Source organism: Anaeromassilibacillus senegalensis (genome assembly GCF_001261775.1).
GTDB lineage: Bacteria > Bacillota > Clostridia > Oscillospirales > Acutalibacteraceae > Anaeromassilibacillus > Anaeromassilibacillus senegalensis.
Genome location: NZ_LN868535.1, coordinates 251,933 through 263,841, shown reverse-complemented (window position 1 = coordinate 263,841; position 11,909 = coordinate 251,933). Strand labels below are relative to the sequence as shown.

Annotated in this window: 12 protein-coding genes; all 12 read right to left on the bottom strand. The window is 47.0% G+C overall.

Features of this window, described 5'->3' with window-relative positions:
- Nucleotide 1 precedes the first annotated feature (1 nt).
- The 12 genes from BN2106_RS01535 to BN2106_RS01490 all read right to left on the bottom strand — a co-directional run bounded on the left by BN2106_RS01535 (nucleotide 2) and on the right by BN2106_RS01490 (nucleotide 11,897).
- Nucleotides 2–1,714, bottom strand: coding sequence for an ATP-binding protein (locus tag BN2106_RS01535; RefSeq protein ID WP_050696811.1), 1,713 nt, complete (start codon nucleotides 1,712–1,714; stop codon nucleotides 2–4).
- Nucleotides 1,715–1,998: 284 nt separating this feature from the next.
- Nucleotides 1,999–2,757, bottom strand: a complete 759-nt coding sequence (locus BN2106_RS01530; protein WP_050696810.1) for a carboxymuconolactone decarboxylase family protein — start codon at nucleotides 2,755–2,757, stop codon at nucleotides 1,999–2,001.
- A 265-nt stretch (nucleotides 2,758–3,022) separates the two neighbouring features.
- Nucleotides 3,023–4,939, bottom strand: a complete 1,917-nt coding sequence (locus tag BN2106_RS01525) for a DUF3732 domain-containing protein (protein WP_050696809.1) — start codon at nucleotides 4,937–4,939, stop codon at nucleotides 3,023–3,025.
- Entirely contained in the window at nucleotides 4,936–5,424 is a 489-nt protein-coding gene (locus BN2106_RS15950) for a three component ABC system middle component (RefSeq protein WP_207641685.1), read from the bottom strand. The genes BN2106_RS01525 and BN2106_RS15950 overlap by 4 nt, the downstream gene beginning before the upstream one ends.
- 10 nt (nucleotides 5,425–5,434) lie before the next feature.
- Nucleotides 5,435–6,622 (bottom strand): ABC-three component system protein, encoded by a 1,188-nt coding sequence (locus BN2106_RS01515; RefSeq protein ID WP_050696807.1) that lies wholly within the window; start codon nucleotides 6,620–6,622, stop codon nucleotides 5,435–5,437.
- A 55-nt stretch (nucleotides 6,623–6,677) separates the two neighbouring features.
- A complete protein-coding gene (locus tag BN2106_RS16655; protein ID WP_050696806.1) occupies nucleotides 6,678–6,857 on the bottom strand; it encodes a helix-turn-helix domain-containing protein in 180 nt (59 codons plus the stop codon).
- A 183-nt stretch (nucleotides 6,858–7,040) separates the two neighbouring features.
- Nucleotides 7,041–8,690: a recombinase family protein gene (locus BN2106_RS01505; protein ID WP_050696805.1), complete on the bottom strand. Its 1,650-nt coding sequence runs from the start codon at nucleotides 8,688–8,690 to the stop codon at nucleotides 7,041–7,043.
- 5 nt (nucleotides 8,691–8,695) lie between these two features.
- The gene (locus tag BN2106_RS01500; protein ID WP_050696804.1) at nucleotides 8,696–9,559 is read right to left on the bottom strand and encodes a recombinase family protein; all 864 of its coding nucleotides are present in this window, start codon (nucleotides 9,557–9,559) and stop codon (nucleotides 8,696–8,698) included.
- Nucleotides 9,556–11,130: a recombinase family protein gene (locus BN2106_RS01495; RefSeq protein ID WP_050696803.1), complete on the bottom strand. Its 1,575-nt coding sequence runs from the start codon at nucleotides 11,128–11,130 to the stop codon at nucleotides 9,556–9,558. Before BN2106_RS01495 ends, BN2106_RS01500 begins: the two co-directional genes overlap by 4 nt.
- Nucleotides 11,100–11,264: a hypothetical protein gene (locus BN2106_RS15945; protein ID WP_154666379.1), complete on the bottom strand. Its 165-nt coding sequence runs from the start codon at nucleotides 11,262–11,264 to the stop codon at nucleotides 11,100–11,102. Before BN2106_RS15945 ends, BN2106_RS01495 begins: the two co-directional genes overlap by 31 nt.
- A 91-nt stretch (nucleotides 11,265–11,355) precedes the next feature.
- Nucleotides 11,356–11,511 carry an SHOCT domain-containing protein gene (locus BN2106_RS16370; RefSeq protein ID WP_195891749.1) on the bottom strand — a complete coding sequence of 52 codons (156 nt, stop codon included), beginning with the start codon at nucleotides 11,509–11,511 and terminating at the stop codon, nucleotides 11,356–11,358.
- A gap of 11 nt (nucleotides 11,512–11,522) precedes the next feature.
- A complete protein-coding gene (locus BN2106_RS01490) occupies nucleotides 11,523–11,897 on the bottom strand; it encodes a recombinase family protein (RefSeq protein WP_050696802.1) in 375 nt (124 codons plus the stop codon).
- Nucleotides 11,898–11,909 lie beyond the last annotated feature (12 nt).

The window sequence follows — 11,909 nt, the reverse complement described above, 5'->3', positions numbered from 1 at the left end:
ATTATTCCCTGATCATGACCTGTTCCAGTGTCTGATACAGGCGGGTTGGGTCCAGCGGCTTGGCTAAATAGGCGTTCATTCCGTGTTCCCGCGCCTTTTTCATGTCTTCCTGAAATGCATTGGCAGACAGGCCAATAATGGGAATCCGCCCGGCGTCCGGATGATTCAGGGCGCGGATCGCAAGGGTGGCCTTCAGTCCGTCCATCACAGGCATCTGTACGTCCATAAGAATGGCGGAAAAGGTTCCCGCGGGCGACACGGAAAATAGATCAACGGTGGCTTTGCCATTCCCGGCGTGGTCCACTCTGGCGCCCACATCCTCCAGAAGCAGTGTGGCAATTTCCGCATTGATGGCGTTATCTTCCGCCAGAAGAATACGAACACCCGTGAGGTCGCAGACGGTCCCGTCCTTGCCGGTCTGCGGCCCGGCGGCAGTGCCGGCAAAACTCCGCCGGAGTGTCAGGGAGACAACAAACTGTGTGCCTTCCCCCGGTTTGCTGTGTACAGTGATGGTTCCTCCCATGAGCTTTACGAAGCTGCTGCTGATCGCAAGCCCCAGGCCCGTTCCGCCGTATTGACGCGCCGTGGCGGGCTGCGCCTGCTCAAATGGATCGAAGATGCGCTGTTGAAATGCTTCACTGATGCCGATGCCGGTATCAGTAACCGTAAATTCCAGGCTGACCGTTTTTTCGTCCGCTGCGGTCTGCCGTGCTTCCAGCGTTACGCTGCCCCCCGGCGGTGTAAATTTCATGGCGTTGGACACCAGATTGATCAGCACTTGACTGATGCGAAGATTGTCTCCGATTACCTGGGGAACGGACAGTTCCTCGCAGCGCATACTTAGTATGACGCCGCCGTCCTCTGCTTTTTGCCAAAACATTCCCTGGATGCGATTGAGCAGCTCTGTCAAATCGAAGGGCTGTTCATCCAATTGAATCTTTCCGCTCTCAATCTTGGACATATCCAGCACATCGTTCAGTAAAGACAGCAGGTAGCTTGCGGAAAGATCAATTTTGTTCAGGCAATCCGTCATTTTTTCCGGGTCGTCCACAAACCGCCGGGCGATTGCCGTCATGCCCGTGATGCCGTTCATGGGGGTGCGAATCTCATGGGAGATTCGGGAGAGAAACTCGCTTTTCGCCCGGCTTGCGTTTTCCGCCAGGTCCAGGGCCATTTTGGCCTTTTTCTGCCGTGACTCGCTCACCCGGAGCAGAATAAACAAGATGATAAACCCACCGTTGAGACACAACAGCACGCCGATGGAATGGGTAACGCACATTTCTGAATACCGCTCCGCCGCCGACACGGCCCGGTTTGCCAGATCGAAATACGATTCGCTTAATTCGTACAGCTGCCGGGAGGACTGGCCCTCCCGCACCCGGCCGATCTCCACCTTCAATTCGCTCCATTCCTGCTGCATCTGTTGAATCAGCGCTTGATAGGTCTTGTCAGGAAGAACGATCAGATCGTTTTCCCCTTCGCCGGTGGAGAGCTCAGAAACGATCCCATCCAGGTGAGCCAACAGCATATCGTTCGGAAAGCTGTTCATTTCCTGTTTCACCAGCTGCTGCGTTGCACCCCGGACGATTCCGGTATAGTTGATGACCCGGGCGTTGCCCTGCATGTGGAGCATGGTCATCAGGGCAAAAATACTGATAAGACAGAATAAAATCGCCAGAAAACCTGGCGACAGGCGCTTCAACCACTTTTTCATCTATATCAGCTACGCTTTCCGTTCTTTTATTAGGTATTCATAGAACTTTATAGAAAAGTATAGCAGAAGGTGATGAAAATGGCAATAGAACAGCGGAAGATGCGGAAATTTGGCTCCCTGGATCCGGAGGTTTAAAAGTCCGTGGAACGCTATATTTCAATCGCATGATCCCCCTGTTTTGCGGTTGGAATTCCGCTGGAAAATCGGCGGGAAACCCAACGCCGCCAGCTTTTGTAGTCAGCTATTAAAAACACCGGAGATCAGTCGGGCGCCGTGTATCCCTGTCAATCCTTCTTTGCTGCGGCTTCCTGCACACACCGCAGGGCGTTGAGACTGCGCGGATAGCCTATGTAGGGCAGGCATTGGGAAATGGTCCGGATCAAGAACACCTTATCATTTCCAAGCCGCAGATTGGCCGCGGCGTGGCTGACAAGCTGGGGTTCACACCCGCCTTGGGCGGCCAGGAAGCAGAATGTAATGAGTTCCCGCCGCCTGTGGTCCAGCCCTCGGCGGGTGTAGTAGTCGCCGAAGCAGTTGGCGGCCAGCCAGCGGTTGATGTGGCGGCTTTCTTCCGGGCCGGAATTCCAGAATTCCCGCATTCCCTCGCCAAAGAGATCCACCTGAGCCTGAATACCCGCATCTAAACGGGTCTCCATGGTCGTGGTCGCCTGATCTTCCAGAGGTAGCGGGATTCCTTCGGCCTCCAATGCCGCATTGACCGCCTCCAAAAAGGGGAACACCCGGCCGATTCCCAGATAGGCCGCCGCCTGATAGACGGTCTCTTTGATTTCCACCGGGGTGACGCCAAAATGCAACGCCGCGGGCAGCAGAGCCTGAAACACCTCGATGCCCTGGCACCCAAGCAATGAGGCCAGAATAGCGAGAAAGCGGGTTCTGCCGTCCATATGGTCGCTGTTTACCACTTCATCAAAGGCAAAGTTGCCGAACCGTTCGATAAATTCCGGATCTGTCACCTGAAAAGGAAAGGAACAACCGGGAAACATCTTTTCGTAATACGCTTTTGCAGATTCAGTTAAGTCCATGTGCAACCCTCTTTCATCCTGTTTTAACAATACCCTAACACCTGGAGTACACTCCAAGTCAAGCGCTTTTCCAAACTTTATTTTTGTTGCAGGATCGCACGTGGCTTATATCTGCGAAGGGCTTGCGTATTTCCACTCCTGTTGTGTCTTACGGATGTTTTGAAAATGAAAACAGTCCTGTCTTTTATCTTTACAATAAAAAACAGGACTGTTAAGTTGTGTCGTTAGTACAAAATAGATGCAGGCCAAAAGCATTGTTAATAATCTATTTTTTGTACCAATCTTCCGGTATCAAGTTATTTTCATTCCACCAATCTTCAATAACAGAGTTACGGAAACTTTCATTTTTGAGGTTAGCATGATCTACTATTATGACTTGAAGCTTTTGTTTTAGTTCCGATACCCTATCGGATATAAAGTTATATAAGGTGCCAACCATATTCCAATCTGTATTTTTTTCATCTAACTCAGATGGAAAATATACTTGTGAAGGTTGATCCAAAAATATAAAATTAGGCACTGGCCTTTTAAGCGTAATAAAATATTTATGTAACGCAAAGTAAGTTATTAGATGTATCCCAACCCAATTTGATCCACTGCCGAGCTGTTTTAAAGGAACAGGGCGATCAGCTTTATCGACAATAACTGTAACTTTGTTCATATCTAGACGATATGGGTTATCCGAATGTTCTAAGTTCAGCTCCTTAGCCCATTCAGTCATATCTACAGATATTCGTGATAATACAGATTGCTTACGATCTTCTAGTGAGTCTTTATCTAACGTTTCATTAATTTCACATATTCTATCCTCAATCTTTTTTATGACTTTTTCTTTACCTGTAGAGTCATCATGTTGCTCTACGCTTTCCAGCCATAGACTAATTCTACCAACTACTTTTGCACGCCTAGAATTTAAATCTTTTAATGCAATGGCATCCTGATTCTGAGTATAAATGCCATCAATTTCAGACTTTACTTGGATAATGTCTTGCCGTGTTTTTTCCCTCTCTGATTCAAGGGAGTCAATATATTTTCGTAATTTCGGTTTTTCCCGGGTAACATTTTGTATATTGTCATCTAGGTTTTTTATAGCGGTTCTTATCATGTCGATATTTGGTAAAGGTGTTTCTAGTTCATTGGCACATAAGGGGCAATGATCCGGTCTAAAATCAAGTTGCTCGAATAAACCAATTGAGCTTAGCCTAATTTTTTGATGCTCGACTTCATTTGCATAGCCGCTTGTTTCTCCCGCAAATGTTTTTGCATTACTAATATCCTGATTCAGTTGTTCTAATTCATCCTCGGCTTTTTTTAGTTCTGACTGTAAAAAGCTTAAACGATCCATACCAACCGTTTCAGCATTTACAGGAGTCCATTCATTCACGTTTTTTAAAACTTTATAGACAGAATCGTAACTATCATAATCCACTTCAATATTATCGTATACGAGACCTACATACTTTGCTTCAGATATTAACGAAATGGCTCTTTGCAAGCCTCCTCCTTGAAGCATTCTATTTTCTTCTAGCCTACGTCTTTCAATTGCTAATCTTCTTTTTAGAATACTTCTTTCATTTTCTAAGGCTAACGCTTCCTCATTCACTATACCTAAAAAATATGGCAAAGTGTCTTTTATGGCTTGCGTAATAAAATCCTCTGACTGCTTATGAAATAAAAAAGTTTTTGCTGCTACCTCATCTTGATTTTGAAAGCAGTAGTATAATGCATGTCGAATATTAGCTGCTAAAGGATCACGGCTTTGTCCGTCCGGCGGTATATTTAGATTTTCAGAAATGCCTAATCTCTTAGTTAAGGCCTCCTCCAATCCAGCAACATTAGTATTGGAAACAAAATCACATTTTTCAGGAACTTCAATCTTTTCTCCGACCTCAATATAACAAAATCCCGTCGACTGTTGACCAGGAGGCGGATTTTGGCGAGCTACAAACACTCTTTCGCTATCAAACTGCAATAGCAATCCATACCACGACACATTTTCTCTAATTACGCCATCTGCAATATCACAAGAACTCCCGCCTAGGCAATAGTCAATTATGTCGCCTACAGCCGATTTTCCGGATTTCGATTTTCCGGATATTATGTTCACTTTTCCTAATTGAAATGGCAAATGCCTTACTTGTCCATTTAATCCGTATATGACTAATTCTCGTATCTGCATCATGGTCTTACCCCCAAACCAACATATACTGTTTCAACTTTTCCTGCTGCAGCAAACCATTTTGCAACGTGTTCGCTTTTATTAAGGCAATCTCTGATTTCGTCATTAACATATTTTGTCTTACTGAGTGGTCGGCTCGTTTGAGATATTTCAAGCTCTGCAGCGTTCGTTAACAGTACGACACCACTTTGGAGCAAAAACTCCATAGCCTCATTGGTTATTTGAACCATATCTTTTGTTCTCTCTGCAAAACCTATCAATAATTCAGGATATCGTTGTTGCCATATGATCAATTGTGTACGACTTGATATGCACTCTCTAGTTTTTTTATGAAGTATCAATGGAAGAATCAGATAAATAAGAGGAAATGGAAAAGCTCTTTTTGTTATCTCATTATATGTTTTAATGCAACTGTATAATAACCTACCACAAAACGCCGGATTAAGTAAATAAGCGACTTCCTTTGCCCTAAGCCCCCAATTCCTCAAATAAATCACCTCAGTTCTTTAATAATTGCGCCAAACGCTCATAAAAATCAATATGCCATCCTACTCTAAGCTGATTCGCTAAGATATGATAACTGCCTCTCATTACAAATGCATCACTGCAGCGATCTCTAATACGTATATCCTTTTCTTCAATTTCCTTATAGAGTTTTTTTGCATTTAATACTTTAGTATTTTCTGTAATTTGATCTCCATAATCTGACAAGTCGTCTTGCATTGCATAAAATGAATGTTCCCATTCATCAATAAGTTTTTTTTCATATTTGTCCAGCTCATTTGTATATAACAATTCTTCCCTGACCCAGTTTGCTCGCTGTTTGAAGGCACGATAATAATCTCTAATTGCCATTCTCAGTCTATTGCTTCCTAAGCAAATCAGCTTTAATTGTTCATAAAATATTTGATCATTTGGAGACAACTCATCTAATTCGAAGTTTTCGGATTCGTCCACATCAATAGGCAAATTGTCGGGTGCATATTCCAATCCTATAGAAACTATGTGTGAACGCACTTGACTCTGAGATATGAATATTGGTGTTTCTGAGCATAAAGCTTCTATTGCTTTTTTGTACCACCAACCTTCCAAACGTTCACATATTTTATCAATATATTGAGGAAGGCTACTATATCTAATGGCTTTTTTTATATCAGATTCAACATCGACAATATTGCTGCTCTTGTCAATTACATAAATACAATCTAACAATTGCTGAATTTGCGATTCTGGCATACTGGTAAATGCTTTATAATAACTTTGGTGACCTTTGTTCTGAGATTCTTCCGCAACTTTTTTTAATATGCTGTAAGCCAAAAGAGAATCCCTTTTTTGTGATTCAGTTTTCAAATAATATGCTGCTGTGCCCTCTGGCGCCGAAGCAGTAGTTATTATCATAAATTTTGTTTTTGACAATAAATCTGGATGCTTACTAATAGCATCTATCCAAACTTTTAATGTTCTCCATATATCTGTACTTGCGTTATTTAAATCGCCATAAGCCTTTACATGATGCTTGAGTTGAATCATGATTTCAGGAGTATCACCGTTTCCAAAGCTTACATCATCAAATTTTTCAATACTAATTTCTGATTGCTCATCATCATTATTTAATAAAAGGTACAATGCATACCTAGCTTGATAAAGATAACCTATCATTTGTTCTGATGCTTGATGGCTAGTCATGATGTCACTCCCTCCACAAAAATATTATACATGATTAATTTTATATAACATTAATCTACTCTGGCTTTTTTTTATTACATCGACCGTCCTTAGGCTTCACTGCATCCTTAGGTATCGCCCAAGCAACCCCAAACCGAACAGCGCCCGGTATTTTGCCCTGCGCACAAAGCACCTGTATCCGGCGTGGTGTGATTCCCCATTTTTCAACGGCATCTTTCACTGTGATATAGTCCATTAAAACTATCCTTTTCAAAATAAAGATTGTATATATTATATATCGCAGTAGCGAATAAAGCAATCTGTTTAGTGTAAAATATGGAAATATTCACAGTATTATGGTGAAACCAATTGAAAAACAGCGAAAGTTCCGACCAAAGTAGAAAAACCGCCAGCTTTGTGGCGGCTTCTAATGCCATTTTCATTCACCCGGCAGTTCCATCTCCATTTCTACACCGCCATCAAAGGTGACCCGGATGCGGTCGGCGGATAAAACCACCACCTTGGCGATGATCGCCCTGACCACATCGTCACGATACTCTTTAACGCTCAGGTCGAGCTGCTCCATGATGGCCAGCAGTTCGCCTATTCTGGCCTTGGTATTTTGCGTGATCAGTGTTTGCTGCTTGTGTTTGCCCAGCTGCTCCTGCAGCGACTTGATCTCGGTGGAGATTTCTTCAAACTTGGCATCGAAATAATCTGCACTGGCACTGGACTTGGAGCTGAGTTCCACCAAATCCATCATCACGCTCTGCAGTTCCGCAATGCGGTTTTGGATGGCACCCTCATTGAAGCTGTCACCCTCCTGCGTACCCAAGGCAAGCTGCAGACCGGCTCGGAGGGTTTCCATGACATCCAGTTTATCATTATCCAAACAATTCAGGGCGGCCACGATGGCAGTGTGAAGTCTGCTTTCCTCAAGGGTGGGGGACTCCTTGCAGTATTTCGTGCCGTATTCCAAGCGGTTGATGCACCGCCAGACCACCTTTTTCTTGCCGCCCCTCGCCCACGTGACCCTGCGGTACTGAGTTCCGCAGTCACCGCAGCTGAGAAGCTCGGTCAGCGCATACTTGCTGCTGTATTTTCCTCTCTCTGTTTTCACAGCCTTTTGCGCTACCTTGCGTTTTCCGGCTCTCCGGGCGATTTCTTCCTGCACCAGATTGAATAAATCCCTTGAAATAATCGGCTCATGGTTTCCAGTTACATAATACTGCGGGATTTCACCGTTGTTTTTTCGGGTTTCCTTGGTAATGCAATCCACCACATAGGTTTTCTGCAGCAGGGCATCGCCGATGTAGCGCTCATTTCGGAGCATATACTGGAGAACACCCGGCGACCACTTCTCTTTGCCGGTGGGAGATGGGATACCGTCCGCTTCCAGCGACTTTTTGATTTTGCTGATGCTGGCTCCGGCATAATAGCTGCGAAATATTCGCTTGACCATTTCCGCTTCCTCCGGCACAACCTTGGGCTGGCCATCCTCACCTTTTTCGTAACCCAGCAGGCGTTTATACTGAAACGGCACATTGCCGTTCTTGAAGCTCTGGCGCTTGCCCCATGTCACATTGCGGCTGATGGACTCGCTCTCGGCCTGTGCAAAGCCGCTGAGAAAGCACAGCGCCATTTCGCTGGCCATCTGCATGGTGTTGATGCCCTCTTTTTCAAAGATGATCGGGATGCCCTTGGCTTTGAGCTTGCGGATGTAGGTGATGGCATCCAGCGTGTTCCTCGAAAATCGGGAGACCGATTTGGTCAGCACCATGTCAATCTTGCCCTTTTCACAGAGCGCCATGAGCTTGAGAAACTCGTCACGCTTTTTGGTGCTGGTGCCGGTGATGCCCTCGTCAGCAAATATCCCGGCCAGCTCCCAATCCTTGTTTTGGGATATTTTGTCGGTGTAATAAGCAATCTGCGCAGCGTAGCTGGACTGTTGTTCTTCCTGCTCGGTGCTGACCCGGCAGTAGGCCGCCACACGCAGCTTTTTCTTTCTGGTGCTGGCTTTGCCCACCAGCACATTGGCAGGAATCAGATCCACCCGCTTCTGCATAGGGGCGATGGTTTGTGTCTGCATATCGGTTACTCCTTTCCTGCCCCGTAGTGGACGAGTATTTGATTGTTCATGCGAAGGGTTAGGCCGCCATCGGGTTCGATGAGAACCTGTTTGATGGTGGCCTCAAAAAGCCGGGGAGAAAAAGCCTCCAGCGGCTGTTCCTGCTCAAATACCGACCTCAAATGGCGGGTTAAGTATTCCGGCTCCCGGTCAGGGCAAGTATCGTATTTTGCGGCGGCGCAGCTGAAAATCAGCAGCTTGATGTAGTCGCTGTCCACCTCGCTTTTTTCCAATTCCCGGTTGATCTGATTCTCTGTCCGGGTGGCATCCAGAGAATGGGGATGCTGTGGCGTTGGGGAAGGCTCCAGCAGACTCGGATCGGCGATGATGATATTCAAAGCCGCCGTTACGCTGTCCAGCAGGATTTGGTCGGAGATGCGCTTTGGTGTTATGCGCCCCTCGGCGGAGCAGCACCACGCTTCATACTTCTTGCTTCTGCCATCCCTTTTGTATTTGCCTCCACAAGCCGCACAAATCGCTTTTCTGCGGATGATATCCAGTTCATCGGGGATACGTTCCCCTTGGCCTTTCTGCCCGATGAGGGCGGCTACAGCCCCGAACGTGTCGGAGGGGATAATCGTTGGAAAATGATCGCCGCCGCAGTATCGGGGGTTTTCCAGCATCCGCTTGACCATGTGTTTGTTCCAGTCGGTACGGTTCTCTAAATAAGGGTTTTTCTTGGCAGTCAATTTTTCAGCAATCAACCGGTAGGACTGTCCGCTTTGATAATCCAAAAAGGTCTGGCGCACCACAGCGGCCTCGGCATTATGGATGCACAGCACACCGTTTTGGATGTGGTAGCCAAAGGGGAGATAGCGGTTCTTTTTCATCGTCCGAACACCTCCCCCGGAAGCGGTTCGGTTAATGTAAAACCGCCAAGCAAATGGAACCGCAGCTTGTCCTGCTCGGTGACCACGATGTGATGCACCATGCTGTAAAACAGCATTTCGTCAAAGTCAGCGAGGAAAGGCGCACCCTGTTCCATGATGCCGATCAACAAGCGGCAGTCGCAGATTATCTGGTCATCCGCATCGCTTTCCATCAGCCTGCGGCGGTTGCGCTTGAGCAAGTCGAGCTGTTGGTTGATCTCATTGGTTTTCTGCATAAAAATAACAGAGTCCATGTAACCTTTCGTCCGAAGACGATTGAGTACCAGACTCTGCTTGGTGAGTTCCGCTATTTCTTTGTTGATGGAGCCGATCTTGCCATCGCTCATGGTGATTTTGGATTTGAGGTCAGTCAGCTGACTAAGCGCCGGGGTAAGAATGTAGCCGCTGTTCTGTTTTAGCTTGTTATACATCCGGTTAAATGCCTGTATGATGGCATCTTCACGGATTTGCCTGACTTCGCACAGCTCCTTGCTGCGGAAATGTCTGCGGCACATCCAGTAGACCTTGCCATTGGTCACCCTGCGGGAGAAGTTCGTACCGCATTTGCCGCAGCGGATTTTCTGAGAAAACACATACTGCCTGCCGTATCCTTTGTGGGGACAGAGGGCGTTTCGGGCTTTCATGAGCTGCTGCGCCTGCTCAAACACAGTGCGGCTGATCATTGCTTCATGGGAGCCGGTAATGTAATAGCGGTCTTTCTCACCCTTGTTGCGTACCGTCCTGAAGGGCATCGTGTCGGTGGTGTAGGATTTTTGCAGCAGGGCATCGCCGATGTAGCGCTCACTTTTAAGAATATAGCTGATGGCGGTGTAGAGCCATTTTACTTCTCCGTTTTTGCAGGGGATGCCATCGGCATTCAGCTGATCTGCAATCTGCTCCATGCTTTTGCCGGAGAGATAGCCTGCGAAAATCCGGCGCACCACAGGGGCTTCCTTGGGGTTGGGGATCAGGATGCCATCGATAAGGTCGTAGCCGTAAGGGGCGCAGCAACAGGTGAAGCTGCCGTTTTGCATTCTCCGGGCGTAGCTCCAGCGCATATTGTTGGAGATTGAGGTGGATTCCTCCTGTGCGATGGCGCTGAATGCGCCGATGATCATCTCATCGTGCATATCGGCGGTTTTCAGGCCATCTTCCTCAAATTCCACCTCAATGCCGAGGGCTTTCAGTTCCCGGACAGCGGCGAGGCAGTCGTGGATATTTCGTGCAAACCGGGAGACCGATTTGACGAGGATGAGGTCGATTTTGCCCTTTCTGCAGTCGGACAGCATCCGCTGGAATTCCTCCCGCTTATCCGACCGGGTTCCGGTGATGCCCTCATCGGCGTAAACATCCGCCAGCTCCCATTCCTCATTTTTGGCGATGAGGTTCTGGTAGTGATCCATCTGTACCGAAAAGGAGTTCAGCTGATCGGCGGAGTCGCTGCTGACTCTGGCATAGGCGCAGACACGCAGCTTGGGCGGGGCATACTGAAAAATGGCGTTTACCGGTTCAATAACCTGTACCTGCGGCATGGCTGCACCTCCTGTTCTTTCAGGAATTGCTGCAGCCGCTTGATCTGCTCTTTCTCTGAGCTTTGGTCTGTCAGCTGTGCCTCTGTTGCCACACGGCAGTAAACAGCAATCCTCATGGTTTCTTGCTTTTTCATTGTGAATTCTCCTTTCGTGTGAGTTCAATACCCTGTGGGTATTAGCACATACACTACCACAGAGATGCACCGAAAGCTATCACAAAATTCACTAAATAATCCGCAGCTTGGGTCGGTATTTTTCCACTGCATATTGGTCGGCGATATGGAATTCCTTTAAGGTGATTTTCCCATGCTCCAAAAGATAGGACAGGAAGTTATGCGCCATCAGATAGCGGACTTCATTGACAGGGGCTGTACTCTTCATGGCGATCCCTCCTAATTCAAATTGAACTGTGACAAAAAGCTGAAAGGCTGCGGCCTGATTTCTCCCTCCATCGGAGAAAAGATACGAACACCACAACTGCTCAGATCTCCGATGAATTCCATAACCCCTGCGGCATCCCGTCCGATCCGGCTGATGGATGTCACCAGCAAAACCTGAGTATCCTTATCCTTTACAGCCTCCCGAACAGCCAGCAGGCCGGGGCGATCCATCGCAAGGCCGCTGCCTAAATCCTGCGAGGAGCCGACAACGGCAAATCCCATTTGTGAAGCATAGCGCTCCAACTGCTCATACTGGCCTTTCAAAGCGCCATGTGTATCCTCCGGCGCATCAATGCGGCAATAAATCCAAGCGTTTTTCTGTTCCATCTAAAATCCTCC

Bases quoted from the DNA above. Each gene is read 5' to 3' on its own strand.
- BN2106_RS16655 (WP_050696806.1), bottom strand. From the start codon at position 6,857: ATGGACTATATCACAGTGAAAGATGCCGTTGAAAAATGGGGAATCACA.
- BN2106_RS01515 (WP_050696807.1), bottom strand. From the start codon at position 6,622: ATGACTAGCCATCAAGCATCAGAACAAATGATAGGTTATCTTTATCAA.
- BN2106_RS15945 (WP_154666379.1), bottom strand. From the start codon at position 11,264: ATGAAAAAGCAAGAAACCATGAGGATTGCTGTTTACTGCCGTGTGGCA.
- BN2106_RS01535 (WP_050696811.1), bottom strand. From the start codon at position 1,714: ATGAAAAAGTGGTTGAAGCGCCTGTCGCCAGGTTTTCTGGCGATTTTA.
- BN2106_RS01495 (WP_050696803.1), bottom strand. From the start codon at position 11,130: ATGCCGCAGGTACAGGTTATTGAACCGGTAAACGCCATTTTTCAGTAT.
- BN2106_RS16370 (WP_195891749.1), bottom strand. From the start codon at position 11,511: ATGAAGAGTACAGCCCCTGTCAATGAAGTCCGCTATCTGATGGCGCAT.
- BN2106_RS01525 (WP_050696809.1), bottom strand. From the start codon at position 4,939: ATGATGCAGATACGAGAATTAGTCATATACGGATTAAATGGACAAGTA.
- BN2106_RS01500 (WP_050696804.1), bottom strand. From the start codon at position 9,559: ATGAAAAAGAACCGCTATCTCCCCTTTGGCTACCACATCCAAAACGGT.
- BN2106_RS01505 (WP_050696805.1), bottom strand. From the start codon at position 8,690: ATGCAGACACAAACCATCGCCCCTATGCAGAAGCGGGTGGATCTGATT.
- BN2106_RS01530 (WP_050696810.1), bottom strand. From the start codon at position 2,757: ATGGACTTAACTGAATCTGCAAAAGCGTATTACGAAAAGATGTTTCCC.
- BN2106_RS01490 (WP_050696802.1), bottom strand. From the start codon at position 11,897: ATGGAACAGAAAAACGCTTGGATTTATTGCCGCATTGATGCGCCGGAG.